The sequence below is a fragment of the Rathayibacter sp. VKM Ac-2835 genome (assembly GCF_013266705.1).
Lineage (GTDB): Bacteria > Actinomycetota > Actinomycetes > Actinomycetales > Microbacteriaceae > Rathayibacter.
Map to the genome: position 1 here is coordinate 1 of NZ_JABSNQ010000002.1, position 25,885 is coordinate 25,885.

The following is a 25,885-nucleotide window of genomic DNA, read 5'->3' on the forward strand; positions in this document are numbered from 1 at the left end:
GCCGGATGTGGAAGACAGGACTAAAGACTGTCGGAGCTGACCGGTACTAATAAGCCGATAACTTGATAATCACTACATTCATACCGTTGTAAAGGCTGGTAGGAGTGGTCAGAGATTGCTTGCGTCCACTTTGTGGTTCCCAGGATACGGGCTCCATACCGCGGGTCGTGTTCGCAAAGACACGGCCTGCACACCGCACCTTCGGGGCGGACAACAGAACACACGCATGACGTGTGACCCAGATTTGACCACCACCACGCCTCGGCGGGTGGGTGTGTCTGAGAGGGTTACGGCGGCCATAGCGAGAGGGAAACGCCCGGTCACATTCCGAACCCGGAAGCTAAGACTCTCAGCGCCGATGGTACTGCAGGGGGGACCCTGTGGGAGAGTAGGACACCGCCGGACACCAATTCACGATGGCCACCCAGAAATGGGTGGCCATCGCTGTTTAACCAGAGGTTCTCCAGAGGGAACCGGAAGACCCGTCACCTCGACCCCCGTGGCATCCGCCGCGGTGCGGGTTAGGGTGGTGGCTGGCGACTCACGGGTCGCCGATCCCCGCCCCTCGGGCGGACCAACTCCACAGAGCTCCATCACGACAGGCGAGGAACGCATGGACGACGCAGCACCCGACCGCAACGACCGCGGACAGGACCGGCGCGACGAGCGCCCGCCCCGTGCCGCCGGCGGCGATCGCTCCTCCTCCCCGCGGGGCGGAGCTCGTGACGGCGACCGACCCGCTCGCGGTGGAGACTCCCGGCCGTACCGCTCGAACGATTCCGGATCGCGGTCCGACGCACCTCGTCGCGACGGTGCCGGACGCCCGGACCGCGGTGGAGACTCCCGTCCGCGTCGGGATGGTGACTCGCGTCCGTACTCCGGTGGCGACTCCCGTCCCCGCCGCGACGGTGACGCCCGCCCGCCTCGGGCCGGCGACTCTCGTCCCTCTCGTGACGGCGATTCCCGTCCTCGTCGTGAGGGGGAGTTCCGTCCTTCTCGTGATGCCGACTCCCGTCCTCGTCGTGAGGGTGATTCCCGCCCCTCTCGCGACGGTGATTCCCGTCCGCGTCGTGAGGGCGACTCCCGTCCTTCTCGTGATGGCGACTCCCGTCCCCGTCGCGATGGTGACTCCCGTCCCTCGCGTGATGGTGACTCTCGTCCCCGTTACGGCGATGCACGGCCTTCTCGTGACGGTGATTCCCGTCCGCGTCGTGAGGGCGACTCCCGTCCTTCTCGTGACGGCGACTCCCGTCCCCGTCGCGATGGTGACTCCCGTCCCTCGCGTGATGGTGACTCTCGTCCCCGTTACGGCGATGCACGGCCTTCTCGCGAGGGTGATTCCCGTCCGCGTCGTGAGGGCGATTTCCGTCCGTCTCGTGATGGCGACTCCCGTCCCCGTCGCGATGGTGACTCCCGTCCCTCGCGTGATGGTGACTCTCGTCCCCGTTACGGCGATGCACGGCCTTCTCGCGAGGGTGATTCCCGTCCTCGTCGTGAGGGCGAGTTCCGTCCTTCTCGTGATGGGGACTCCCGCCCCCGCCGTGAAGGTGACTCCCGTCCTTCTCGTGACGGTGACTCTCGTCCTCGCCGTGAGGGCGACTCCCGCGGTGGGCGCTTCGACGACCGTCGGGGCGGTGGCGATCGCGCGGGCGGCCGCGGCGGATTCGGTGGCGGATACGCCGGTCGCGGTGCTCCGCGGGAGGAGCCGGAGCTCACCGAGGAGGAGCGCGAGCGCCGCTCCCTCCAGTCGGTGCGGCCACGGCACGACGACCCCGATCTGCCGGACGACGTCCAGGCGAAGGATCTGGACAAGGTCGCCCGCAACGAGCTGCGCACGCTGTCCAAGGACAACGCGGAGTGGGTCGCGCGCCACCTGGTGATGGCCGGCCGCCTGCTCGAGGAGGACCCGGAGCTCGCGCACCGGCACGTCCTCTCCGCCGCGCGCCGCGCCGGCCGGATCGCGGTCGTCCGCGAATCCCTGGCCATCTCGGCCTACGCGACCGGCGACTTCGCTCTCGCGCTGCGCGAGCTGCGCACCTACCGCCGGATCTCGGGCTCGGACGAGCAGGTCCCCCTGATGGTCGACAGCGAGCGCGGCGTGGGTCGACCGGACAAGGCCCTCGAGCTCGGCCGCTCCGTGGACCGCAGCACGCTCAGCCCGGGCGCCCAGGTCTCGCTCGCGATCGCGATGTCCGGCGCGCGCCTCGACCTCGGTCAGGGCGAGCTGGCGCTGATGGAGCTCGAGATCCCGCAGCTCGACCCCGACCGCGCCTTCTCCTACAGCCCCGACCTCTTCGCTGCGTACGCGCTCGTCCTCGACGAGGTCGGCCGCGCCGAGGAGGCCGCTGAGTGGCAGCGCCGCGCGGACATCGCCGCGCGCGCCGTCTTCGCGGCCGAGGGCGGCGGCGACGACGAGACGATCGAGGTCGTCGAGGAGGAGGGCGAGTACGTGCCCGCCTCCCGCGCCGAGCTCTCCGACCTGGTCGCCGTGGACGCGTCCTCGGAGGCCGACGACGTGGACGATCTCGACGACTCTGCGGAGCTGGACGACTCTGCGGAGCTCGACGACTCGGTGGAGCTCGACGACGAGGACGACAGCCTCGACCCCGACTCGGCCGAGCTCGCGGAGCAGGACGCTCCCGAGATCGACGACACCGACGAGATCGACGAGCCCTCTGAGGTCGTCGAGCCCGCGGAGTCCGACGCGGTGTCCGACTCCGATGCGCCCGCTGACTCCGATGCAGCCGCCGAGACGACGGCCGCGGACGCCATCGAGCACCAGGCCGCGCTCGACGACGCGACCGACGCGGACTTCGAGGAGGCTCTCGCCGACGCGACGCCCGAGGCGCTGTCCGTCGAGGAGGCCGCCGACGATGCGCCGTCCGCTGGGGACGCCTCCGCCGAGGACGCCCCGGCTGAGGACGCGCCCGCCGAGGACGCCCCGGCTGAGGACGCGTCCGCTGAGGACGCCCCCGACATCACCGCCTCCGACACCACCGCCACCGACACCGAGGAGGACGGCGCCGATGTTCCGAAGCCCGAAGCCTGAGCCCAGCCCCCTCGACGGGCGCGACTGCGTCCTCGCCGATCTCGACGGGGTCGTCTACAAGGGCGCCGACGCGATCCCCTACGCCGTCGAGAGCCTGAACCGCGCGGCCGAGACGGTCCGCGTCGGCTACATCACCAACAACGCCTCGCGCACCGACGTCTCGGTCGCCGGCCACCTGTCGGACCTCGGCCTCGCCGTGCGCCCGGAGGACGTCGTCACCTCACCGCAGGCGGCGGTCGTGCTGCTCGCCGACCTGATCCCGGCCGGATCGACCGTGCTGGTCGTCGGCGGGGAGGGCCTCACCACCGAGGTCGAGCGGGCCGGCTTCACCGTCACCCGCAGCGCGGAGGACTCACCGGCCGCCGTGATCCAGGGCTTCGCGCAGTCGGTCGGCTGGGCCGAGCTGGCCGAGGCGTCGTTCGCGCTGCACACGGGCATCCCGTGGGTCGCGACCAACACCGACTGGACGATCCCCGTGGCCCGCGGCATCGCTCCGGGCAACGGCACGCTCGTCTCCGCGGTGCACACCGCCGTCGGTCGCCTGCCCGTCGTCGCCGGCAAGCCGGAGCGCGCCATCTTCGACGCCGCGACCGCGCGGTTCGGCTCGACGAATCCGCTCTTCATCGGCGACCGGCTCGACACCGACATCGCCGGGGCGAACACCTCCGGCATGGAGAGCGTGCTCGTGCTGACCGGCATCGACCGGGCGAAGCAGCTGCTGGCCGCGGAGCCGAAGCTGCGGCCGACGTACATCCTCGCCGACCTGAGGGAGCTGGACGCGCCGTACCCGGCGACCATCGTCGCTCGGAACGGCACGCACTCCGTGCGCTCGGCGAAGGTGCGGCTCGACGGAGACTCCGTCGTGATCGTCGACGCCGGCTCCGACGAGACCGATCTGCTGCGCGCCGCCTGCTCGGTGATCTGGAGCTCGGGCCGCGCGATCTACGGGCTCGAGGTCCCGGAGTCGCTCTACAGCTGACTCCGCGCGGCGGGCTCCTCCCGGCCATCGAGCCGGAGGAGCCCGCTCAGCCGGAACGCCAGCGCCACTGCGGCGACGGCGATCAGCGCGCCGTAGGCGAAGGTCGCCGTGAAGACGGCACCGCCGCTTCCGATCAGACCGGTGACCGCGGCCGCCAGCAGCCCGGTCAGCGCGAGCGAGACCGAGCCTCCGGTCGAGTCGGCGATCTGCAGCGCGGAGCTGTTGAACCCCTCCCGCCCGGGCGCGGAGAGGCCGAGCGTCAGCGTCCCCATCCGCGGGAACATCGTGCCCATCCCGCCGCCCGCGAGGAACCAGCCGACTCCGGCCACGATCGGCGACAGCGCGAGCACGACCGTCAGCAGCACGACCAGGATCCCGGCGAGCAGCAGGGCCGTGCCGAGCTGCATCGCACCCCCGTGCGAGAGGCGGGTGCCCGGGCGGCCCTGCAGCTGCGAGCCCAGCGCCCACGAGACGGCGCCGGCGGTCAGCGCGACCCCGGACAGCCAGGGCGGGAGCCCGTACTGCTCGCTGAGCAGCAGCGGCAGGTAGACCTCGGTGCCGAAGAAGGCGGCGGCGACGAGCGCGCGCAGCAGCATCGTCGACGGCAGGACGCCGCGCGCCCGCAGTGTGCCGACCGGCAGCAGGGCGCGGACCGCGAGGATCACCACGACGACCGCGACCGCCGCGACCACTCCCGCCGCCTCCGGTGCGATCTCGGCGCTCGTGCTCAGCACGACGACGGCCGCGGCCACGACGACGGCGCGGAGGACGCGCCCGATCGCACCGCGGTCGAACGGCCGCAGCTCCTGCGGCTCGAGCGCGCGCAGGGTCGGCGCGATGACCGCGCTCGCCACGGCCACCAGGACGACGACTCCGAGGAACACCCAGTGCCAGCTCGTCAGCTCGGCGACGAGACCGGCGGCGAGCGGCCCCACCAGTGAGGGCACCACCCACGCCGCGGCGAAGGCGCCGAAGATCCGCGGATGCAGGTCGGCGGGGAAGACCCGCGCGACCAGCACGTAGAGCGTGACGGTGATCCCTCCGCTGCCGAGCCCCTGCAGCAGCCGCGCGCCGACGAAGACCCCCATCGAGGTCGCGGTCCCGGCCGCGATCAGACCGAGCGTGAACAGCAGGATCGCCGTGATCAGCGCCGGAGTCGGCCCGCGGCGATCGGCCGAGGAGCCCGCCGCCACCATGCCGACGACGGCCGCCGCCAGGGTGGCCGCGAAGGCGAGCGGGTAGAGCGCCCGGCCGTCGAGGTCGGCGCTGATGATCGGCATGATCGTCGTGACCGCGAGCGACTCGAACGCGGCGAGGAACACGAGCGCGGTCGTGCCGGCGGTGGTCAGGAGGAACGGGGCCGAGGTGATGCCGCGGCGGTCGACGGAAGGCACTCTCGCCACACTACGCCGCGGGCGCCCGCGGCCGGGGTCAGCGGTAGACGGCCCAGTCGTCCTTCGTCAGCAGGGTGGGCGTGCCCTCGATCTCGACGAGCCAGCCGGCGTCGTCCCGCTCGAGGTAGCGCCCCTGCACGATCTCCGGCGCCCAGCCCCCGTCGCGGGAGGACACCCAGCGGACGAAGCGGACGGTGCCGCCGCGCCGGAAGAGGGTGCCGTTGTGGTCGCTCATGCCGGGGTCCTCCGTGCCCGGGGATCGGGGCCCTTCTCGACCTCGGGCACGACGTGCAGGCCGACCCGGCCGTGCGAGGCCGCAGTCAGCGCGCGCAGCCAGTTCGGATTGAGGTCGTGCTGCCCCGCGGCGTCGTACTCGTAGCGCGTGGCGATGGACGGGTGCAGCCAGAGCTCGGCCGGGCGTCCGCTCTCGTCGGCGGTGGTGAGCAGGAAGCCCTCGCCGCGTCGGAAGCGGGCGGTGATCACACTCTGCAGGTGGGCGAGGGTGCGGTCCTCGAACGCGTGCTCGCTCGGCGGTGCCCCGTACAGCAGGCGTCCCATCGTCGACTCTCCTCCGCCGTTCCAGGCGCGCCGGAGGGGCGCACCACGCTCCAGCGTACTTTATTGACTAAATCGGTTAGCTACTTGGCCCCGGGGGTGCGTTTGCCGGATAGCGCCCGCACGGCGCCGAGAAGTGATTCCATGGACGGAGCGAGTTCCCGGCCGGGGCGCCTGCCGTTCAGGAAGGCGCGACCCATGACCTCTCGACCCGATCTGTTCGCCCTGCTGGCGCGACTGCGGACGGAGGAGCGCAGCTACGACGCGCGCGTCGAGCGCCGTCTCGGCATCGGCGCGACCGACCTGGCCGCGCTCCGGCTGATCGGCACGGGCGCGGGCCGCGACGAGATCGTCCGCGCGGTCGACCTGGCCGGCGCGATCGGCCTGACGACGGCCGCCGTGTCGATCCTGGTCGACCGGCTCTCCCGGGCCGGCTACGTGGACCGGGTGCTCGACCCCTCCGACGGCCGCGGCCGGATCCTCTGCCTGACCGCTCGGGCGGAGACGGCGCTCGGCGAGACCGATGAGCAGGTCTACGGCGAGGTCCGCACGCTCACCGACGGCGTCTCGGACGCCGAGTCGGTGCGCTTCGCCGAGGTGCTCGAGGGGCTCTCCCGGATCTTCGAGGGCGGGCCGCCGTCGCGCGAGCGCACGGCCTGAGCGGCCTCGGCCACCCGTCGGCTGCGCGCTAGCGGGTGAGGCGCTCGATCAGCTCGCGGTAGCGCCCGGCGGTGCGGACGACGATCTCGTGCGGGAGCCGCGGCGGCTCGCCCTGGCCGTCCCAGTTGTCCGCGAGCCAGTCGCGGACGATCTGCTTGTCGAAGGACTGCCCGCGCACGCCCGCGTCGTACTCGACCGCGTCCCAGTAGCGCGAGGAGTCGCTCGTCAGCACCTCGTCGCCGAGGGTGACGACGCCGGTCGTGCGGTCGACGCCGAACTCGAACTTGGTGTCCGCGAGGATGACGCCGCTGCGCAGCGCGATCGCGGCCGCCTCCCGGTACACGTGCAGCGAGAGGGTGCGCAGCGCCTCCGCCGCGTCCTCGCCGACGAGCTCGACGGTGCGGTCGAACGAGATGTTCTCGTCGTGCTCGCCCTGCGGCGCCTTCCAGGCGGGGGTGTAGATCGGCTCGGGGAGGACGTCGCCGTCGGTCAGGCCCTCGGGGAGCTCGACGCCCGAGACGGCGCCGGTCGCCCGGTACTCCTTGAGGCCGCTGCCGGAGAGGTATCCGCGCACGACGCACTCGATCGGGAACATGTCGAGCGTCTTCACGAGCATGGTGCGGCCGCGGACCGGCTCCGGGATCTCCCCGACGAGGAGGTGGTTGGGCACGTCGGCCAGCTGGCCGAACCACCACAGCGACAGCTCCGTCAGCAGCTCGCCCTTGCCCGGGATGCCGGGCTCGAGGATCGTGTCGAAGGCGCTGACCCGGTCGCTGGCGACCACGAGCATCCGGTCGGCGCCGAGCAGCGGGTCCGAATCGTCGGGGGTGTAGAGGTCGCGCACCTTGCCGGAGTAGGCGTGCTGCCAGCCGTGCAGCGGGGCGGTGGGGTCGAAGGCTGGGGAGTCGTCGCGGGTCACCCGGCCATTCTCCCGGAAGGCGGCACTGCGAGCACCCCTCTCCCGCGGGCGAGGACCCCTGAACCTGAACGGCGGCTGGGCATCGGCTCTGCCGCGCGGATCCCGGGCTGTCAAGCACGCGCGCCGGCGTCGTCCCCGCGAATAGCGTCGGAGGCATGACTTCCGAGAACACGACTGACCAGTACACGTTCCAAGACCCCACGAAGATGTTCGCCGACATCGACACCGAGGAGCAGTACCAGGAGGGCTCCGGCCTGGACTCGAAGATGGACGATCTCGCTGACCGCGGCGAGTCGACCTACCGGGGCTCCGGCCGCCTCGAGGGCCGCAAGGCGCTCATCACCGGCGGCGACTCGGGCATCGGCGCGGCCGTCGCCATCGCCTACGCGCGCGAGGGCGCCGACGTCGCGATCGTCTACCTGCCCGAGGAGGAGTCCGACGCGAAGAAGGTCGTCGCCCTCATCGAGGAGGCCGGCCGCGTCGCCGTCGCCATCCCCGGCGACATCACCGACCACGACTTCGCCGTCGGCGCCGTCGCGAAGGCCGTCGAGGGCCTCGGCGGTCTCGACATCCTCGTCAACAACGCGGGCAAGCAGCAGTCGGTCGAGGACTTCCTCGACATCTCCGACGAGCAGTTCGACGAGACCTTCAAGACGAACGTCTACGCGATGTTCTGGATGACGAAGGCGGCCGTGCCGCACCTCGCCCCGGGCTCCGCGATCATCAGCACCTCGTCGATCCAGGCCTACCAGCCCTCGCCGACGCTGGTCGACTACGCGTCCACCAAGGCCACGATCAACACGTTCTCGAAGGCGCTCTCGCAGCAGCTCGCGCCCAAGGGCATCCGCGTGAACGTCGTCGCGCCCGGTCCGATCTGGACCCCGCTGCAGACCGCAGGCGGCCAGCCGCCGGAGAAGCTGCCCGAGGTCGGCTCGCAGACGCCGCTCGGCCGCTGGGGCCAGCCCGCGGAGCTCGCTCCCGCCTACGTGTTCCTCGCCTCGCCCGAGTCGAGCTACGTCGTCGGCGAGACGCTGCACGTGAACGGCGGCATGCCGACGCCGTAACACTCGGCGGCATCATCGGGCCCGGTCGGCGCTCGGAGACCTCGGTTTCCGGGCGCCGGCTGGGTCTTCGCATTTAGTTGTCGTAACAATGGCTCCGGAGAAGGCGAACTGCGCAAGGCTTTCCTCATGACCGATTCCCTGCCGATCCTCGACCTCTCCCGCCTCGACCAGGGAGAGGAGGAAGCCGCCGCGTTCCGCCGCGATCTCCGCGAGACCACGCACGACGTCGGCTTCTTCTACCTCGTCGGCCACGGCGTCCCGCAGGACCTCCTCGACGACGTCGTCGCCGTCTCGCGCCGCTTCTTCGACCTGTCCGAGGAGGAGAAGCTGGCGATCGAGAACACCGCCAGCCCGCAGTTCCGCGGCTACACCCGCTTCGGCGCCGAGCTGACCAACGGCGACGTCGACTACCGCGAGCAGGTCGACATCGGCATCGATCGCGAGACCGTGCCGGCCGGCGCCGACGTGCCCGACTACCAGCGCCTCGAGGGGCCGAACCTCTGGCCCGAGTCGCTGCCGGAGTTCCGCACCGTCTTCGAGCGCTGGCACGAGGAGCTCGCCGCGGTCGCCATCCGCCTGCTGCGCACCTGGGCCGTGGCGCTCGACGCTCCCGCCGACGTCTTCGACGAGGCGTTCGCCGAGAAGCCGTTCTCGCTCGTCAAGGTCGTCCGCTACCCCGGCACCTCCGACCCCGAGCCCAAGCAGGGCGTCGGCGCGCACCGCGACGGCGGTGTGCTGACCCTGCTGCTGGTCGAGCCCGGCAAGGGCGGTCTGCAGGTCGAGCACGACGGCTCGTGGATCGAGGCGCCGGCGCTGCCCGGGGCGTTCGTCGTCAACATCGGCGAGATGCTCGAGCTGGCCACCGGCGGCTACCTCAAGGCGACGCTGCACCGCGTGATCTCGCCGCTGATCGGCACCGACCGGATCTCGATCCCGTTCTTCTTCAATCCCTCGCTCGACTCCACGATGCCCTCGCTGCCGCTGCCGGAGGAGCTCAAGTCCGGCCTCTCGGTCGACCCGACGAACAGCCCGATCCTCGAGACGTACGGCGAGAACGCGCTGCGCTACCGGCTCCGCGCGCACCCCAACGTGGCGGCCGTGCACCACGCCGACCTCCTGACCCCGACGAGCTGACCCGTCCCTCGGGCTGACGCGCGCCGCGAGATGCCACTTGTGCACGCCTTCCACGGCGTGTCGCGCGCACAAGCGGCATCTCGCGGCGGGGGCTCTTCGACGAGTGGAACGCGGCGCTCGCGATCGGCGACCCCGTGACGGTGGACGCGCTGTACGCGGAGGACGCGGTGCTGCTGCCGACCGTGGCCCCCGGGGTGCTCGACACGTCCGCCGAGCGCATCGGCTACTTCGACGCCTTCGTGAAGAAGCGGCCGACGGGGACGATCGACGAGAGCGTCGTCCGAGATCTCGGCGACGGCTGCGCGTCGAGCACCGGCCTCTCCACCTTCGACCTCGCCGCGCTCGGCGAGGTCGTGCACGCCCGCTTCGCCTTCGTCGACGAGGAGATCGACGGGGAGTGGACGATCATCGAGCCCCACCCGTCGAGGGAGCCCGTCGCGCCGTGACAGCGGAGCGCCGGGCGGGCCGGTCGTGGCACAGTGAGTCGTGCTCATCTTGCTGGTGGAGGACGATCCCGCGATCGCCGACTGCGTGACCACGGTGCTCGAGCGGTACGGCTACACCGTCGTCCGGGCGCGGACCGGCGGCGAAGCGCTCGACTCCGGTCCGGCGGACCTCGTCCTGCTCGATCTCGGCCTGCCGGACATGGACGGGCTCGACGTCTGCCGACTGCTCCGCCGCGACTCGGACGTGCCGATCATCGTCCTCACGGCGCGGTCCGAGGAGGCCGACACCGTGGCCGCGCTCGAGGTGGGCGCGGACGACTGCCTGATCAAGCCGTTCGGCGTCCGCGCGCTGATCGCGCGCATCCGCGCGGTGTGCCGGCGGGCCGGCGCGGTCGCGGGGGCGGCGGTCGCTCCGCCGTCGACGATGCCGCTCGGCCGGGTCGTCGTCGATCCCGCCTCCCGGCGCGTGCACCTCGACGGGGCGGAGCTCCCGCTGACGCCGAAGGAGTTCGACCTGCTGGTCGCCCTCGCCCGGCGGCCGGGGACGGTGCTCACCCGAGAGGCCCTGATCGACGAGGTCTGGGACCGCAACTGGTTCGGCTCCACCCGCACCCTCGACGTCCACGTCTTCGCCCTCCGCCGCAAGCTCGGCGCGGCGCTGACGATCACCACCCTCCGCGGCGTCGGCTTCCGCCTCGACCTGCCCTGACCGCCACCGCGAGATGCCACTTCGGTACGCGTTCACCGGCGTGTCGCGTACTCGAGTGGCATCTCGCGGAGGGGAGACGACGAGGGCCCCCGTCCGCTGGGTGCGGAGGGGGGCCCCGGGGTCAGGGGGTCAGCAGGTGGCCGCCTGGTAGGGGAGGGTGGCGGCGAAGGCGGGCTGGCCGGGGGAGGTGCCGGTCACGGTCACGGAGCCGGCGGGGGTCGACTTCAGGCGCGTGGTGAACGCGGCCGAGGCGGAGGAGCCCGGGGCGACCGCGGGGAACGCCTTCGTGCCGTAGGCGGACTCGACGGTGATGTCGGCCGCCGCGGTGTCGGTGTTCTTGACGGTCACGGTGAGCACGACCTTGCCGGCGACGCAGCGCGTCGAGACGGCGGGGGCGAGCTCGAGCGTGTCGAGCGGCACCGCGGCCGAGGTCGAGGTGCGCACCAGCGCGTCGGCGTAGCCGTTGTAGGCGGCGGTGACGCCGCTCACTCCGGCCGGGACCACGGCGCTCGCCGAGCCGCCCGAGAGCGCGACGGTCGAGCTCCAGGTGCCGCCGGTGAAGGTGACGGTGCCGGCGACGTCGCCCTTGTCGGCCGCCGCGACCTTCGCCGTGACCGTGCGGCCGTCGGCGGTGAGGGTCGTGGTGGAGTCGACGGCGGTGACGCCGGTCCAGTTCTTCATGGCGGTGAGGACCGTCTGCGGGACGCTGACGAACGCGCCGTGCCGCGGGCTGGCCGGGAGGCCGCCCTTGGTCGAGACGTTCCAGTCGGCCGACTTCGACAGGCGGGCCGCCTGCGAGCTGCCGGCGATGGCGGCTCCCGAGGTCACGAAGGCCTTGTAGCCGCCCTGGCCGTAGTTGTCGACGAGGAAGGCGTAGCCGTCGCCGTTCGCGGTGGTGTCGTTGGGGTCGCCCGCGTTCAGCTTGATGATCTCGGGGCCCTCGCCGTCCTGGCCGGTCTCGAGCTTCGTCATGTTCGTGTCGGTGAGCTGCCAGGTCTTCGTCGGGTCGGCGTTCCAGTTCGAGGAGGTCGTCGGCGCGGTGAGCACCGTCGACTTCTCCAGGAAGATGTCCTTGCCGGCCTCGAGGACACCGGCGGCGCCGCCCTCCTCGTTCTTGGTGAAGCGGTAGTAGGAGTCGCCGATCTTGGTGATCGTCGAGTCGATCCGCGCGTAGCCGGTGTCCTGCCAGGTGGCGGGCGGCTGGGTGAAGGTGCGGAAGTCGCGGGTGATCACCGAGAAGACGCGCGAGTAGAGCTTGTCGCTGTTGGTCTTCGTCGCGTCGGAGTAGAGGCGCGAGGAGAAGAAGACCACGTAGGACTGCAGCGCGTCGTCCCAGTACGCCTCGGGCGCCCAGGTCATGCCGGCGGCCGGCTGGTTCACCGTGATGCCGGTGTCGGCGCCGTTGGTGCGGGTCCACTTCACCAGGTCGGTCGACTCCCAGACCTCGATCTTGAGGCTGCCCTTGGACTGCGCGTCGCCCCAGCCGGTGCCGCAGGAGATGCAGAGGTCGGTGGCGACCATGTAGTACTTGTCGCCGTTGTGCGAGCGGAGGATGAACGGGTCGCGCAGGCCCCTGGTGTCGGTCGTCGAGGTGATGACGGCCTGGCCGTTGTTGACCGGGGAGAAGGTGAAGAAGTCGTTGCCGGAGGTCGCCGCCTGGTAGATCTTCTCGTCGCCGTCGGACTTGAAGTACGCCGAGGCGTAGCCCGCGTCGGGGGCGGTGCGGCCGAGCTCGGCCACCGTGAGCGAGAAGGAGCGGGTCTCGGTGACGCCGTTGAGCGTCGCCGTGGCGGTCAGCGTGACCGGCTCGTCGCCCGCGCCGTAGGCCGGACGGGTGACGACGCCGCCGCCGCGGAACGGGTCGGCCGCGCCGACCGCCGGGGCGGTGTACGAGGTGCTGGTCGGGGTGACGAGCGCCGGGTCGGACGAGGTCCAGACGATGTCGGTGCCGTTGCGGGCGCCCTTCACCGCGAGCGGGAGGTTCTCGGTGGTCCGGGTCGCCAGCGTCAGCGCGTCGAGGTCGTCGTTGATGCTCGGGGCGAGCACGACCACGTCGAAGGTGAGCACGGCGCCCTGGCCGGTGGTCGCCGTGAGGGTGACCGGGGTGTCCTGCGCGATCGAGCGCGAGACGACTCCGGTGCTGGAGACGACCGCGGGGTTCGAGGAGGTCCAGGTGAGCGGGACACCGCTGCTGGAGGCGGGGAGCGTCAGGTTCGACGAGACGGCGGTCAGCGAGGGGTTGCCGGCCAGGAGCACGGGCTGGATGTCGGAGCGCAGCAGGGCCGAGGTCGCGGCGGACTTCGCGGCGGCGGTCGGCATGCTCGACGCGACCTGGTCCGCCGTGAGCGCGGTGTCCCAGAACTTGACGTCGGTGACATCGGCGGTGAGCAGCGGGTCGCCGGTGTAGAGCGAGCGGCCGAGGTAGCCGAGCGTGCCGGATGCGGGGACGATGCTCGCCATCGACTTGGCCGCGGTGACCGTCGAGATCTGCGTGCCGTCGCGGTAGAGGGTCAGCGTGGTGCTCGAGCCGGTGCCGGCGCCGACGAGGGTGAGCGTCGTGAAGCCGGGGTTGAGGGTGCCGCCGAAGGGCATCCGGGTCTCGCCGTTGCCGGTGTCCTTCACGCGGATGCCGGCGAGGACCTGGCCGCTCGGGGAGCCGTCCGGGTTCCGCGGGTTCACGAAGACGTGGTTGCCGAGCTGGGTCGTGTTCCAGGGGCCGACGCCGTTGCCGATCACCCAGCCGAACTGGTTCGCGGTGGTCTGCGTCTTCACCGTGTACTCGACGGCGAAGGCGTTGTCGGCGCCCGTCACGAGACCCTGCGGGAGGCTCGCGTAGCCGTCGGCCTTGAAGCGGGCGACCTGGTCGCCGCCGGCGTCCGCGAAGGAGGCGTCGGTGAGCCCGGTCAGCGTCGCGTTGCGGCCGTTGCCCGAGATGTCGAGGAGGGCGGAGCCGGCGTGCGACATGTCGTAGTGCGCGGCGGGTGCGGGGACGTCGGCGGCCTGGGCCGTGACGGGGACGAGGGCGCCTCCGAGGGCGACGCTCGTGCACGCGAGTGCGGAGAGGAAGAGGGACCGGGCACGGCGCCGGGGCGCGGTGGCAGGGGGCTCCGGGGAGCGTCGTCTCATCGTCGAGACCTTTCCTGGGTGAGGGGGATCAGGCCGCCGAAGAGGGGCCGGCGGGTGTTGTTCACGTTAACATGCCCGCTGGTCCGCGGGCTAGGGCCGATCCCGCCGACCTGGGGGTCTGCGCGGACCCCTGTGCACCGGCCGCGGCGTGACGTACGGTGAGGGCACCGCATCCTGGGCCCCGGTGTGGGAACCTCGTCCATCCGCTGAGCGCTCTAGGGGACCCTGAGATGAAGACTCTGACCTACGCCGGGGGCGCACTCGTCCTCGAGGACGACGCCGCGGACGCCGTGCTCCGCTACTCGATGGCCCTGGCCGACCGCGGCCGGATGGCCACCGTCGCGCTGGCGGACGAGGCGGCGGCGGATGCGCCCGCGGTCGTGGTCCTCACGATCGGCCTCGGCATCCCGCTCATGGTGCGCGGCGAAAGGACCGCGGCGGGCGCCGACTCCGCGCCGGACCTCCACGAGCGGGTCGACGCGCTCGAGCGCTCGCGCGAGCCGATCGGGGTGTGGGACGCCGATCCCCGGCAGCTCTGGGGAGAGCTCGGCGACGACTACCTCTGAGGCGCGAGCCGGCGGCGGCCCGTCAGTCCCGGTAGCCCGCGATGATCTGGCGGGCGAGGGTCGTGATCGGCGTGGAGGTCGAGCGTGAGCGGGTGCGCAGGATCTCGAAGGCGCGGTCGACGGTGGTGCGCTGGGAGTAGGCGATGATGCCCTTCGCCTGCTCGATCAGGACGCGGCTGTCGAGGGCGTGCTGCAGCTGCTCCTGCGTGACGGTGCTCTCGCGCAGTGCACGCTGGTGCAGGATGCCGATCGTCGCGACGTCGGCGAAGGCCTGCACCACGGCGATGTCGTCGGGGTCGAGGGTGCCGGTGCCGGCCTGGAAGAGGTTGAGCGAGCCGATGGTGGTGCCGCGCGAGCGCATCGGCACGCAGTGGGCGGAGCGGACGCCGAGATCGCTCGAGCGGGTGCGGAACTCGGCCCAGCGGTCGTCGACGGCGAGGGTGTCGGAGACGACGACGGCGTGTCCGGTCTCGTAGCACTCGACGCACGGGCCGTCGGTCTCGAGCTGCAGCAGCTCGATCAGCCGGGTGTCCTCGTCGGTCGAGGCGAGCACCTCGAGCGTCCCCTCGGGGCTCGCGAGGACGAGGCCGGCCGAGACGGCGTCGAACAGGGTCGCGCTGCTCTCGACGAGCATCTGGGCGAAGTCGACCACGTCGTAGTCGTCGACGAGCGTGTCGGAGAGGGCCACGAAGGTCGAGATGACGCTGCGCTCCCGGGAGTTGATCACCATGAATCGTCCTGAGCGGTGAGCGGGCGGTCGGGGAATCCGTCCTGGCGGGCGACGATGTCCTGGGCGACGTCGACGAGGGGGCGGTGCTGCGCGAACGCGTGGGCGCGCAGGAGCACGAGGGCGTCGTCCGAGTCGAGGCGGTAGCGGGCGATGATCATGCCGGTCGCCTGGTGGACGACCCGCCGGGAGCCGGGGTTGCTGCTCACCTCGCCCGCGTCGTCGCGGAGGACCGCGGCGAGCACCCGGAGCGACGTGGAGGGCGACTGCGCGCTGATCTCGGTGAGCACGTCGTCGTCGAGGACGATCGGGTCGCGGGTGTAGAGGTCGACCGCGCCGATGGAGAGGCCGGCGAAGGTGAGCGGGAAGGCGAACACCGAGCTGACGTCGAGGGCGTCCACCGCCTCGGCGAAGAGCGGCCAGCGCGGGTCGGTGCCGGTGTCGACGAGGGACACCGGGGCGCCCGCGGCGATCGCGTCCCAGCAGGGGCCCTGCCCGAGGTCGAGCTGGATCTCGTCGAGCCGCGCGGCCGTCCGGTCGCTGGCGGCGATGGTCTCGCCGCCGAAGGTGCGGCCGAGGGTGGAGATGGCGACGCCGTCGATCGGGTACCCGCGCAGATACGGGTCGCAGAGGACGGCGGAATCGGTCATCGCGCCTACCCTAGCCCCGCAGCGGCGGGTCGCTCGCTCGCGCTGAGGTGCGCGGTGCGGCGAGTCGCCCGAGCGCGGGGCGTGCGCGCCGCGAGCGGGCGAGACGGCGGACCGGGAACGGGCTGATCCTCCTGACCCGATGGGCGGGCCGGGGGGACGCGCCGAGGAGTGTCAACTGCGCGCTGACATGGCGGGCGAGACCCGGGTGGATCCCGCGCGGGCGATCGAGGGCGGCGATCAGATCGGCGACGGCTGCGGGAGCGGTTGCGGTGGTCGGGGCGTGCGACATGGCGGCTCCTCTCGTCGCGCTCCCTCGAGTCAACGGCGGGAGCCGCGGGATGTCAGGAGGTTTGACACATCCGGGTCCGCCCTCTACGGGCTCAGGCCGCGTCCGGCTCCGCGTCGTCCTCGGCGTCGTTCGTGAGGATCGTGAGCGCGGTGAACGGAGTGATCAGGATCAGCGCGGAGTTGACGCGCCCCTCGCCGTGGTTCACGGTGAGCCACTTCGGGGTCGCCGCGGCGAGGGCGGCGTCGACCTCGGCCCGGAACTCGGCGACGGTGCGACCGCTCACCGTGTACGGCGCTCCGTCGTAGAGGATGTCGAGCCGTCGCATCAGTGCGCCTCCCGATCGAACGAGCGGACGTGCTCGGTGTCGGGCTCGGCGACGACGTAGAGGCCGCCGGAGGAGTTGGCGAGATCGGTGAGCGCGGCGATCCAAGCGGGGTTGATGCGGGGCATCCGCCCGCCGAAGTACTTGTAGCGCAGGCCGACCGCGGGATGCAGCCAGATGGCGCTGCGGCCGTCGCCCATGCTGTGGTCGTCGCGCCAGCTGAGCAGGAACGACTCGTTGCGGCGGAGCTTGGCGGTGACGACGATCTGGAGGTGCGCGAGCACCCGGTCCTCGAAGTCGATCTCGACGGATCCGTCGTAGAACAGTTTTCCCATCGGCTTCTCCGGCTTGCATCACAGCCGGCACGCGCCCGCCTGTCTGCCACCTTTCTCCAGATCGACGGCCCTGACAACCCCGATCGATCCTCGCGTCCCTTCCGTCTCCTCCCCGATCTGTCAAGGACCTCCCCGGGGGCGGGGACCGCGACCGAGCATGAACGGCATGAAGCACATCCTCTTCGCCGACAAGACGATCCTGCTCGGGGACGACGCCGCGGACGCCCTGGTCGCCTATGCGGTCGCGCTCGGTGCCCATCAGACCGCCGACCGGGTCGAGTACACGGGGATCGGGTCGGACGGGGCGACGATCCAGGTGTCCTTCCTGCTCAACGGGGGCGCCTCGCTCGTCTCGGAGACGACGCCGTCCGAGCTGCCCGAGCCGGACAACCACGAGGAGGTGCGGCGGATCCGGGCGCGCACCGAGGCGCTCGTCGGGTCGCACCCCGTGCAGCCGGGCGACGGGGACCTGACCTCGGACTTCGACGTCGAGAGCAGTCTCGACTACTGAGCGATTCCTCTCAGCGGCCTGATGCCGCGGGGGAGGAGGAAGGACGCGACATGGTCTGCGAGTTCCCGGTGTGGGTGCACCTGGCCCGGAAGACGCCGGTGCGCGCGGCCGTGCGCGGCCGGGTCTACGAGATCGGCGCTCCCGAGCGCCCGGACGGCGAAGTGCTGCTGACGGTCTGGACCGGAGGGCGCGCCGTCGGTCACGTGCTGGCGACGGAGCCGCCCGTCTTCCGCCGCCTGGGCCCGCGCGCGGACCCGGCCCCGCAGCCCGTGAGCGGCATCCCCGAGCTGCTGGAGTGCGCGGCCGGGCTGCGCCCGCCCGCCGCCCGCCGCGAGATGCCACTTGTGAGCGCGACACGCCGCGGTGCTGGCGCATAAGTGGCATCTCGCGGAGGAGGAAGTGCGCTGAGGGCCGGTCTTGTGACGGGGGTGGATCTCGATAGGCCCGCTGCGCGGGCTACTCGATCAGCAGGGGGACTGCGCGGGCGGCCGCGAGATGCCACTTGTGAGCGCGACACGCCGAGGGATCAGTGCACAAGTGGCATCTCGCGGAGGGGGTCGACCGCCAGGCGGTCGAGGGCCAGCTGGGCGAGGGTCTCGGCGTGCAGGCCGAGCAGCGCGTCGTCGAAGACCGCCGACTCCGAGTGCATCGACGGCGCTCCCTCCGCCGGCACACCGGGCGGCCGGGTGCCGAGGAAGAGCAGCGTGCCGGGGATCTCGTCGAGGACGTAGGCGAAGTCCTCCGAGGCCATCGACGGCGAGGGGAGGCGGAGCACGCGGTCGGCGCCGTGGCGCGCGGTGAGCGAGGCGATCACCCGCTCGGTCTCCTCCGGGTCGTTGTGGGTGACGGGGTAGGAGTCGATGAACGCGGTCTCGACGCCGCAGCCGTGCGCCGCGGCGACGCCGGTCGCGAGCTCGGCGAGCGAGGAGCGGACGAGGGCGAAGGTGTCGCGGGAGAGGGTGCGGATGTTGAGCATCAGCTCGACCCGCGCGGCCAGGACGTTGGGCGCGGTCGAGTCGCTGACGATGCTCACCACAGAGACGACGGCGGGATCGGTGGCGGGGACGCGGCGGGCGACGAAGGTCTGCAGGGCCTGCACCAGCGCGGCCGCCGCGGGGATCGGGTCGACCGCGAGGTGCGGGAACGCGGCGTGCCCGCCGGTGCCGGTCAGGGTGATCCGCATGCCGCTGGCGCTCGCCATCATCGGACCGGAGCGGGTGACGAAGAGGCCGGAGTCGGTGGAGCAGTCGACGTGCATCGCGAAGGCGGCGACCGGGCGCTCGCCCGCGGCGTCGAGCACGCCCTCCTCGATCATCAGGCGGCCGCCGGCGAAGCCCTCCTCGCCGGGCTGGAGCATCAGCACGACGGTGCCGGCGAGCTCCTCGCGGCGGGCGGAGAGCAGGCGGGCCGCGCCGATCAGCCCGGCCATGTGCAGGTCGTGGCCGCAGGCGTGCATCGCGCCGTTGGTCGCGGCGAAGGGCAGGCCGGTCGCCTCGACGACGGGGAGCGCGTCCATGTCGGCGCGCAGCAGCACGACCGGTCCGGGGCGGCCGCCGCGGAGGACGGCGGTGATCGAGCCGAGGCCGCGGCCGGTCGTGATCTCGAGTCCGAGCGGCGCCAGCTCCTCGAGCAGCAGCGCCTGGGTGCGCGGGAGGGCGAGGCCGAGCTCGGGGTCGGCGTGCAGGCGGCGGCGCAGGCGGACGAGGTCGTCGTGGAGGCCGGGGATCACTGCGGGGCCTCCGGCTGCAGCGAAGCGTGCACGCGGCGCATCCGCTCGGCGAGGGCGGGATTGCGGTACGGCCCCGGAGCGTCGAGCGCGGCGGTGACGCGGTCGACGACCTCGGCCGGCTTGTCCTGGCTCATCTTCTCCTTGGCCTCGAGGCGGGTGACGCGGAGCCGGAAGCCGACGGTGCCGTGCACGATCCGCTCGGCGTAGGCCGCGTTCTCGGCGCTGATCCGCAGGCGGAACGGCTCGGGCAGCTCGTCCTCGAAGTGGTCGACGAGCCGCTCGAGCACGGCGAGGTTCTCCTCGTCGCCGAGCAGCTCGGGCACGCCCCAGACGTGCACGGCGGCGAAGTTCCAGGTCGGGACGGCCCGCGCGACCCCGTACCAGCTGGGCGAGACGTAGCCGTGCGGGCCCTGGAAGACGACGGCCAGCTCGGACTCGCCGAGCCGGTGGGCGCGCTCGTCGGGCCGGCCGACGTGGCTGACCAGGACGAGCTCGTCGGGGTCGGCGCCGGGGAGCGGCTCCTCCAGCAGGAACGGGTAGTGCGAGACGACGACGCCGTCCGCGGTGGCGCTGACCATCGTCGCCCAGGGCGTCGCGCGGATCAGCGCGCGGATCTCGGCGGGGTCGGTCATCGCGTACTCGGTGCTCTCACGCATCGGCGGTCCTCTCGGCGCGGGCGGCGGTCCGAGCCAGGATCGCAGCGAATTCGGGCCAGAGCTCCACGGGGATGTCGTGGCCCATCTCCTCGTAGAGGTGCAGCTCGGCCTGGGGGAGGATCCGCGCGGTCTCGAGCGCGGCGCTCCAGTGCAGGCTCTGGTCGCCGCGGCCGTGGATGATCGCGACCGGCACGGTGACCTCCGCCATCGCCTCCCGCCGCTCGAGCGGCCCGCGCAGCAGCGCGTTCCACTGCCGGATCAGCCCGGTCGGGGTGTACGCGCGGTCGTAGTAGCGCGCGCCGAGGGCGGCGCTCGCCGCCTCGTCGAAGGGGAAGCCGGGCGACTGGTAGTGCCGCTGACCGCCGACGAACATCGCGATGTAGGCGTCGCGGTCGAGGACCTCCGGGACCTCGGTGATCGGCTCGCCGGTGTGCTCGCCGACCAGGAACTCGGGCGCCGAGCTGAGCGACGTCGACATCAGGCCGAGCGAGGCGACCCGCTCCGGGTGCTGGATCGCGACCAGCTGGGCGAGGTAGCCGCCCATCGACATGCCGGTGAGGTGCGCGCGCGCGATCCCGAGCTCGTCGAGCACCGCGACGACGTCGAGCGCCATGTCGGCGAGGTCGTAGCCGGCCGCGGTGTCCTCGGGGCCGCCGGTCGCCTGGCTGAGGCCGACGTCGCGGTTGTCGGTGCGGACGACGAAGAAGCCGTGCTCGGCGAGCAGCTCGCAGAAGCGGTCGTCCCAGCCGATCAGCTGGGCGCCGCCGCCGTGCAGCAGGACGAGCGGGCGGCCAACGGGGTCGCCCGTCGTCTCGTAGTGCACGGCGACGCCGGCCGGGGTGGTGATCAGGGGCATGGCGGAGGGGTCCTGTCGGGGAGGTGCGGGGGAGGCGGGAGCAACTGTGGAGAACGGGCGGCCTGTGCGGCCTGTGGAGGAGAAGCTGTCAGAGCGTGGACCAGGTGGGACGGCCGCCGAGCAGCGTCGCGGCGACCGGGGTGCTGCGCAGCGCGTCGGTGTCGAGTGCGCCGTCGGCGTCGGTGGTCGCCGGATCGCGGTCGAGCAGCACGAGGTCGGCCGGGGCGCCGACGGCGACGGCCGCCCCGCGGGTGCTGGCGGCGAGGGCGACGTCGAACGGCAGCCGCTCGGCCGGGTGCCAGGCCTCGCGGCCGTCGCGGCGGCGGCTGACGGCGGCGGCCAGCGAGACCCACGGGTCGAGCGGGGCGACGGGCGCGTCGGAGCCGAGGGCGAGGGTCGCGCCGGCGGCGTGCAGCGAGGCGAAGGCGAAGGAGCGGTCGGTGCGGCCGGCCCAGTGCCGGTCCGCGACGTCGCGGTCGTCCATCGCGTGCTCCGGCTGCACGCTCGCGACGAGCCCGAGGCGGCCGAAGCGCGCGAAGTCCTCCGCCGCGACGAGCTGGGCGTGCTCGATCGTGCCCGCGAGGCCGAGCCGCTCGAAGACGTCGAGCACCGCGGCGTTCGCGCGGTCGCCGATGGCGTGCACGGCCGGGAGGATCCCGGCGTCGCGGGCGCGGATCAGCAGGCCCTCCACCTCCTCCGGAGCGACGCTCAGCACGCCGCACGGATGCGGGTGGTCGGCGGCGATGCCGGGGTAGGGGTCGAAGCAGTAGGCGGTGCGGGTGTTCAGCGAGCCGTCGACGACGATCTTGAGGCGGCCCATCCGGGCGAGGCCGGCCGGGTCGAGGGCGTCGCCGGTGCGCAGTCCGCGGGCGATCGCGTCGTCGAGCCGGTCGGGCCAGACCGAGGTCTCGACGCGCAGGGACGTGACGCCCTCCGCGATGCGGGCCGGCCAGGCGCGGGAGTTGTCGGCGTTCTCGAACTCGACGATGCCCACGACTCCCCGGGCCGCGGCGGCCTCGGCGGTCTCCCGGTAGGCGGCGGACGTCGGCAGGCCGACCGCGTCGATCAGGTCGAGCGTGCCGATCCACTCCGTCTCGCGCAGCACGCCGTCCTCGGGGATCGACAGGCCGAAGCGGCGGCCGGCCGCGCTGTTCAGCCAGCCGCAGTGCAGGTCGCCGCTGATCAGGACGAGCGGCCGGTCGGGCGCGATCGCGTCGAGCGCCGCGCGGGTCGGCGCGTCCGTCCAGAGGCCGTCGCGGAAGCCGTAGCCGATCAGCACGGCGTCCTCGCGCACCGGCAGCGCCGCGCGCATGATCGCCACGGCCTCGGCGGCGCTCGCCGCGGGGGCGAGGTCGACCCGCTGCCTCCGCACCACCCACTGGGTGAAGTGCACGTGCGCGTCCCAGAAGCCGGGCGCGACGAAGCGGCCGTCGGCGTCGAGCGCCTCGGTGCTGCCCGGCAGCGTGCCGGCCGGAGCGATCGCGGCGATCAGGCCGTCGCGCAGCAGCAGGTCGGCGGGGGCGTCCTGCCCTGCGAAGCGAGCGGAGCGGATCAGGAGCTCGGTCATGCGTCCTCCAGGTCGAGAGGCCGGCCCATCACGGGCACGGCCCGGAGCAGCTGCCTCGTGTACGGGTCGGCGGGATCCGACAGGACGGCGTCGGTCGTACCGTGCTCGACGAGGCGCCCGCCGCGCATCACCGAGACCTCGTCGCTGACGTAGCGGACGACGGCGAGATTGTGCGAGATGAAGAGCATGGTCAGCTCGAGTCTCTGCTGCAGCTCGCGGAGCAGGTTGAGCACCACGCCCTGCACCGAGACGTCGAGCGCCGAGGTGATCTCGTCGGCGATCAGCACCTCCGGCTCGGCGGCCAGCGCCCGGGCGATCGTGATCCGCTGGCGCTGCCCGCCGGAGAAGGCGGTCGGGCGGTCGTCGGCGCGCGCCGGGTCGATGTGCACCAGGTCGAGCAGCTCGCGGACCCGGTCGTCGCGCGCGGCGCCGGAGTGCCGCCGGCGGGTCGCGAGCAGACCCTCGGCGATCGAGGCGCCGACGCTCATCCGCGGATCGAGCGCCGACAGCGGGTCCTGGAACACCATCTGCACCCGGCGGCGCGCGGCCCGGGCGGACGGCTCGCGGCTGGTGATGTCGACGCCGTCGAGCAGGATCCGCCCGGAGTGCAGCGGGGTGAGGCCGACGGCGACGCGGGCCACCGTCGACTTGCCGGAGCCGGACTCGCCGACCAGCCCGTGCGTGGTGCCGGGGCGGACCGTGAGATCCACGGCGTCGACGGCCGTGGTCGCCGAGCGGCCGTGGCCGAAGCGCACGGTCACCGCCTCGTAGCGCAGCTCGCTCATGCGGTCAGTGCCTCCTGGTCGTGGGCGGGCCGACCGGTCGCCGCGGCCTGCGGCTGCTCGTCGATCGCCGCGATCACCGGGAGCGGCGCGCTCCGGTCGGTCGCCATGTCCGGCACGCAGGCGATCAGCCCGCGCGTGTAGGGGTGCTGCGCCTCGTCGAGGCGGGCGGCGGCGATCTCCTCGACCACGCGGCCGTCGCGCATCACGACGATCCGGTCGCAGAAGCCGCTGACCAGCGCGATGTCGTGCGAGATGAAGAGGATCGCCGCACCGGTCGCGTCCTGCGCCTCGCGCAGCGCCTGCATCACCTGCCGCTGCACCGTGACGTCGAGCGCGGTGGTCGGCTCGTCGGCGATCAGCAGCCGCGGCGTGCCCATCAGGCCCATCGCGATCATCGCCCGCTGCCGCATGCCGCCCGAGAACTCGTGCGGCAGCCGGCCGACGCGCTTCTCGGCGTCCGGGATGCGCACCAGGTTCAGCTTGTCGATCGCGCGGCGCAGCGACTCGGCGCGCGGGGTGCGGGCGTGCACCTCGCTCGCCTCGCGCAGCTGGCGGCCGATGGTGAGCGCCGGGTTGAGCGAGGTCAGCGGGTCCTGGAAGATCATCGCCTGCTCGAGACCGAGGCGGCGGCGCTCGGCGGCGTTGGGCACCGCGGTCATGTCGATGCCGCGGAAGACGAGCTGCTCACTCGTGACCAGCGCGTCGGGGCCGAGCAGCCCGGCGACGGCGCTCGCCGTGACCGACTTGCCCGAGCCGCTCTCGCCGACGATGCCGACCGTCTCGCCGGGCAGGATCGTCAGGTCGACGCCGTGCACGCGCTCGGTCATCGCGCCGTCGCGGCCGGGGAACGCCACGCGCAGCCCGGACATCTCGACGACGGGCATCGCGTCCGTCACGGGTGCGACGACCTCGTCCGAGCGCCGGCGCTTCACGGCCTTCACCGGGCGGCGGCGCGAGGACGACTCGCTGAAGACCTCGCCGAGCAGCGCGAAGACGACGCCGACCAGCACCACGGCGATGCCGGGGCCGATCGCGGCCATCGGGTCGACGTAGATCCGCTTCGCGCCCTCGTTGAGCAGCCGTCCCCAGTCGTACTCGGGCGCCTGGACGCCGAGGCCGAGGAAGGACAGCGCGGCGAAGGAGAGCAGCGTGACGGAGGCGTGCGCGGCCGAGTTGACCAGCAGCGGCGGCAGGATGTTCGGCACCACGTGCCGGGCGGTCGTGCGGAGCGGGCGGCTGCCGAGCATCCCGGCGGCGCGCACGTAGTCGCTCGAGGAGACCGACGCGGCGAGCGTGCTGGTGAGCCGCGCGAAGACCGGGATGCCGGCGAAGCCGACGGCGAGCATCGCGCCGACCGCGGTCGTGCCCCAGATCACCGAGAAGAACAGCGCGAGCAGCAGCCAGGGGAAGGACAGCAGGATGTCGATGAGCCCCGCGATCAGCCGCTGCAGCAGGCGCGGCAGCAGCACCGCGACGACGCCGAGCAGCACGCCGCCGAGGACGGAGATGCCGGTCGCGCCGAGGGTGAGCAGCACCGAGACCCGGGTCGCGACGACGACGCGGGCGAAGAGGTCGCGGCCGAGGTCGTCGGTGCCGAAGGGGTGCGCGAGGCTGACGCCCTGCTGGCGGTCGGCGATCGAGCGCTCGGTGGCGAGGTCGCCGAAGAGGATCGGGCCGAGAACCGTCGCGAGGACGACCAGGACGAGGCCGACGGCGGCCGCGACGCCCTGCGGGGTGCGCAGCGACTCCGGGAGCCGGTGGGCGAGCGGCGGGCGGGGGGAACGGGATGCAGTGCTCATGGCTCAGGCCTCCGCGATGGCCGACCGCGGGTCGAGCGCGGCGAGCAGCAGGTCGATGACGAGGTTGGCAGCGAGGACCAGGACGGCGTACATCAGCACGATGCCCTGGATCAGCGGGTAGTCCTTGGTAGTGATCGACGAGACGATCGTCGAGCCGATGCCGGGGATGACGAAGACCGTCTCGATCAGCACCGTGCCGGCGACGAGGCCGGTGAGCACGACGCCGCCCGCGGTGAGCGTCGCCGTGACGATGTTGGGCAGCGCGTGGCGGAGGTAGAGCAGGTGCCCCGGCAGCCGCTTGCTGCGCGCGGTGGTGAGGTAGGGCGCCTCCAGCACCCGCACCATCTCGACGTGCACGATGCGAGAGAGGTAGGCGAGCGGGCCGATGGCGAGGGCGAGCACCGGCAGCACCGCGTACTCCGGGCCGCCCCAGCCCGCGGACGGCGCGAGCGGCACCACGATGCTGAACAGCCAGATCAGCACGACCGCGAGCAGGAAGTTCGGTATCGCGATCACGACGCCGAGCAGGCCCGAGACGCCGAGGTCGAGCGTGCGGTGCTTGCCGGCGCGGGCCGAGACGGCCGTGGCGACGCCGATCGGGAACGCTCCGAGCGCGGCGACCGCGAACGACACGACCGAGAGCATCAGCGTCGCGGGCAGCCGCTCGGCCAGCGTCGTGCCGACCGGGCGCTGCGTGCTGATCGAGGTGCCGAGATCGCCGCGGAGCAGCCCGCCGAGGTAGTTCGCGAACTGCTGGCCGATCGGCAGGTCGAGGCCGAGGGTGCTGCGCAGCACCGCCACGGTCTCGGCCGGCGCCGTCGGGCCCAGCGCCGCGCGCACCGGGTCGCCCGGCACGAAGTGGACCATGAAGAAGGAGGCGATCAGCACGATCACCAGCGAGACTGCCGCGCGGGCGAACCGCTTGAGCAGGAAGGCGAGGCGCGGGGAGCCGACCGCGCCGAGCAGACGATCCCCCCGGCGCGGACCGGCCGCGGGCGCGCTCGGCGGGGAGGCCGGTGACAGCGGGGCCGTGGGTCGCACCGAGGGGATCGTCATGG

Annotated in this window: 26 protein-coding genes and 1 rRNA gene; 11 read left to right on the plus strand and 16 right to left on the minus strand. The window is 72.6% G+C overall.

Going from position 1 to position 25,885, the window contains the following annotated elements:
• Nucleotides 1-288 precede the first annotated feature (288 nt).
• The 3 genes from rrf to HRK28_RS08000 all read left to right on the plus strand — a co-directional run bounded on the left by rrf (nt 289) and on the right by HRK28_RS08000 (nt 4,028).
• A 5S ribosomal RNA gene (rrf, locus tag HRK28_RS07990) occupies nt 289-405 on the plus strand.
• A 1,345-nt stretch (nt 406-1,750) separates the two neighbouring features.
• Nucleotides 1,751-3,049, plus strand: a complete 1,299-nt coding sequence (locus HRK28_RS20070; protein ID WP_173251026.1) for a hypothetical protein — start codon at nt 1,751-1,753, stop codon at nt 3,047-3,049.
• Entirely contained in the window at nt 3,027-4,028 is a 1,002-nt protein-coding gene (locus tag HRK28_RS08000; RefSeq protein WP_173251027.1) for an HAD-IIA family hydrolase, read from the plus strand. The genes HRK28_RS20070 and HRK28_RS08000 overlap by 23 nt, the downstream gene beginning before the upstream one ends.
• On the opposite strand, the gene HRK28_RS08005 is transcribed toward HRK28_RS08000, so the two are convergent.
• From HRK28_RS08005 to HRK28_RS08015, 3 genes are read right to left on the minus strand one after another with little or no spacing between them, the layout of a single operon-like run.
• Nucleotides 4,019-5,422, minus strand: coding sequence for an MFS transporter (locus HRK28_RS08005; protein WP_367948370.1), 1,404 nt, complete (start codon nt 5,420-5,422; stop codon nt 4,019-4,021). The two genes, HRK28_RS08000 and HRK28_RS08005, sit on opposite strands and share 10 nt — an antisense overlap.
• A 37-nt stretch (nt 5,423-5,459) precedes the next feature.
• Nucleotides 5,460-5,657, minus strand: a complete 198-nt coding sequence (locus HRK28_RS08010) for a hypothetical protein (RefSeq protein ID WP_173251028.1) — start codon at nt 5,655-5,657, stop codon at nt 5,460-5,462.
• Nucleotides 5,654-5,980 (minus strand): ATP-dependent DNA ligase, encoded by a 327-nt coding sequence (locus HRK28_RS08015; RefSeq protein WP_173251029.1) that lies wholly within the window; start codon nt 5,978-5,980, stop codon nt 5,654-5,656. Before HRK28_RS08015 ends, HRK28_RS08010 begins: the two co-directional genes overlap by 4 nt.
• Nucleotides 5,981-6,175: 195 nt before the next feature.
• On the opposite strand from HRK28_RS08015, the gene HRK28_RS08020 reads away from it, so the two are divergent.
• The gene (locus HRK28_RS08020; RefSeq protein ID WP_173251030.1) at nt 6,176-6,637 is read left to right on the plus strand and encodes a MarR family winged helix-turn-helix transcriptional regulator; all 462 of its coding nucleotides are present in this window, start codon (nt 6,176-6,178) and stop codon (nt 6,635-6,637) included.
• 28 nt (nt 6,638-6,665) lie between these two features.
• Here the strand turns inward: HRK28_RS08020 and HRK28_RS08025 are convergent, their stop codons facing one another.
• Entirely contained in the window at nt 6,666-7,556 is an 891-nt protein-coding gene (locus tag HRK28_RS08025; RefSeq protein ID WP_173251031.1) for a phosphoribosylaminoimidazolesuccinocarboxamide synthase, read from the minus strand.
• A 155-nt stretch (nt 7,557-7,711) separates the two neighbouring features.
• Here HRK28_RS08025 and HRK28_RS08030 point away from each other — a divergent pair, with 155 nt between their 5' ends.
• The 4 genes from HRK28_RS08030 (at nt 7,712) to HRK28_RS08045 (ending at nt 10,909) form a co-directional block, all read left to right on the plus strand.
• Nucleotides 7,712-8,620, plus strand: coding sequence for a glucose 1-dehydrogenase (locus HRK28_RS08030; protein ID WP_173251032.1), 909 nt, complete (start codon nt 7,712-7,714; stop codon nt 8,618-8,620).
• A gap of 126 nt (nt 8,621-8,746) precedes the next feature.
• Entirely contained in the window at nt 8,747-9,754 is a 1,008-nt protein-coding gene (locus HRK28_RS08035; protein WP_173251033.1) for an isopenicillin N synthase family oxygenase, read from the plus strand.
• 77 nt (nt 9,755-9,831) lie between these two features.
• Nucleotides 9,832-10,200, plus strand: coding sequence for a DUF4440 domain-containing protein (locus tag HRK28_RS08040; protein ID WP_173251947.1), 369 nt, complete (start codon nt 9,832-9,834; stop codon nt 10,198-10,200).
• Nucleotides 10,201-10,240: 40 nt separating this feature from the next.
• The gene (locus tag HRK28_RS08045; RefSeq protein ID WP_173251034.1) at nt 10,241-10,909 is read left to right on the plus strand and encodes a response regulator transcription factor; all 669 of its coding nucleotides are present in this window, start codon (nt 10,241-10,243) and stop codon (nt 10,907-10,909) included.
• A 129-nt stretch (nt 10,910-11,038) separates the two neighbouring features.
• Here the strand turns inward: HRK28_RS08045 and HRK28_RS08050 are convergent, their stop codons facing one another.
• Nucleotides 11,039-14,035 (minus strand): immunoglobulin-like domain-containing protein, encoded by a 2,997-nt coding sequence (locus HRK28_RS08050; RefSeq protein WP_217274615.1) that lies wholly within the window; start codon nt 14,033-14,035, stop codon nt 11,039-11,041.
• Nucleotides 14,036-14,265: 230 nt separating this feature from the next.
• Between HRK28_RS08050 and HRK28_RS08055 the strand changes: the two genes are divergently transcribed.
• Complete coding sequence (locus HRK28_RS08055) at nt 14,266-14,601, plus strand: hypothetical protein (RefSeq protein WP_173251035.1); 336 nt, start codon at nt 14,266-14,268, stop codon at nt 14,599-14,601.
• A gap of 22 nt (nt 14,602-14,623) precedes the next feature.
• Here HRK28_RS08055 and HRK28_RS08060 read toward each other — a convergent pair whose 3' ends face one another.
• From HRK28_RS08060 to HRK28_RS08075, 4 genes are all read right to left on the minus strand, one after another.
• The gene (locus tag HRK28_RS08060; RefSeq protein WP_173251036.1) at nt 14,624-15,331 is read right to left on the minus strand and encodes a GAF and ANTAR domain-containing protein; all 708 of its coding nucleotides are present in this window, start codon (nt 15,329-15,331) and stop codon (nt 14,624-14,626) included.
• Nucleotides 15,325-15,978, minus strand: a complete 654-nt coding sequence (locus HRK28_RS08065; RefSeq protein WP_173251037.1) for a GAF and ANTAR domain-containing protein — start codon at nt 15,976-15,978, stop codon at nt 15,325-15,327. The genes HRK28_RS08060 and HRK28_RS08065 overlap by 7 nt, the downstream gene beginning before the upstream one ends.
• Nucleotides 15,979-16,358: 380 nt before the next feature.
• Nucleotides 16,359-16,592, minus strand: a complete 234-nt coding sequence (locus HRK28_RS08070) for a hypothetical protein (protein ID WP_173251038.1) — start codon at nt 16,590-16,592, stop codon at nt 16,359-16,361.
• The gene (locus tag HRK28_RS08075; RefSeq protein WP_173251039.1) at nt 16,592-16,924 is read right to left on the minus strand and encodes an ATP-dependent DNA ligase; all 333 of its coding nucleotides are present in this window, start codon (nt 16,922-16,924) and stop codon (nt 16,592-16,594) included. The genes HRK28_RS08070 and HRK28_RS08075 overlap by 1 nt, the downstream gene beginning before the upstream one ends.
• Before the next feature lie 166 nt (nt 16,925-17,090).
• On the opposite strand from HRK28_RS08075, the gene HRK28_RS08080 reads away from it, so the two are divergent.
• Together HRK28_RS08080 and HRK28_RS08085 are read left to right on the plus strand one after the other, a co-directional pair.
• Nucleotides 17,091-17,435 (plus strand): hypothetical protein, encoded by a 345-nt coding sequence (locus HRK28_RS08080; RefSeq protein WP_173251040.1) that lies wholly within the window; start codon nt 17,091-17,093, stop codon nt 17,433-17,435.
• Between the two features lie 50 nt (nt 17,436-17,485).
• Nucleotides 17,486-17,812, plus strand: coding sequence for a hypothetical protein (locus tag HRK28_RS08085; protein ID WP_173251041.1), 327 nt, complete (start codon nt 17,486-17,488; stop codon nt 17,810-17,812).
• A gap of 149 nt (nt 17,813-17,961) precedes the next feature.
• On the opposite strand, the gene HRK28_RS08090 is transcribed toward HRK28_RS08085, so the two are convergent.
• The 7 genes from HRK28_RS08090 to HRK28_RS08120 form a co-directional block, all read right to left on the minus strand.
• Entirely contained in the window at nt 17,962-19,164 is a 1,203-nt protein-coding gene (locus HRK28_RS08090) for a M20 family metallopeptidase (protein WP_367948371.1), read from the minus strand.
• Nucleotides 19,161-19,820, minus strand: a complete 660-nt coding sequence (locus HRK28_RS08095) for an FMN-binding negative transcriptional regulator (RefSeq protein ID WP_173251042.1) — start codon at nt 19,818-19,820, stop codon at nt 19,161-19,163. Before HRK28_RS08095 ends, HRK28_RS08090 begins: the two co-directional genes overlap by 4 nt.
• Nucleotides 19,813-20,676: an alpha/beta fold hydrolase gene (locus HRK28_RS08100; RefSeq protein WP_173251043.1), complete on the minus strand. Its 864-nt coding sequence runs from the start codon at nt 20,674-20,676 to the stop codon at nt 19,813-19,815. Before HRK28_RS08100 ends, HRK28_RS08095 begins: the two co-directional genes overlap by 8 nt.
• 88 nt (nt 20,677-20,764) lie before the next feature.
• Nucleotides 20,765-22,243, minus strand: a complete 1,479-nt coding sequence (locus tag HRK28_RS08105; protein WP_173251044.1) for an amidohydrolase — start codon at nt 22,241-22,243, stop codon at nt 20,765-20,767.
• Nucleotides 22,240-23,028 carry an ABC transporter ATP-binding protein gene (locus HRK28_RS08110; protein WP_173251045.1) on the minus strand — a complete coding sequence of 263 codons (789 nt, stop codon included), beginning with the start codon at nt 23,026-23,028 and terminating at the stop codon, nt 22,240-22,242. Before HRK28_RS08110 ends, HRK28_RS08105 begins: the two co-directional genes overlap by 4 nt.
• Nucleotides 23,025-24,827, minus strand: coding sequence for a dipeptide/oligopeptide/nickel ABC transporter permease/ATP-binding protein (locus HRK28_RS08115; RefSeq protein WP_173251046.1), 1,803 nt, complete (start codon nt 24,825-24,827; stop codon nt 23,025-23,027). The genes HRK28_RS08110 and HRK28_RS08115 overlap by 4 nt, the downstream gene beginning before the upstream one ends.
• Before the next feature lie 3 nt (nt 24,828-24,830).
• Entirely contained in the window at nt 24,831-25,883 is a 1,053-nt protein-coding gene (locus HRK28_RS08120; protein WP_173251047.1) for an ABC transporter permease, read from the minus strand.
• Nucleotides 25,884-25,885 lie beyond the last annotated feature (2 nt).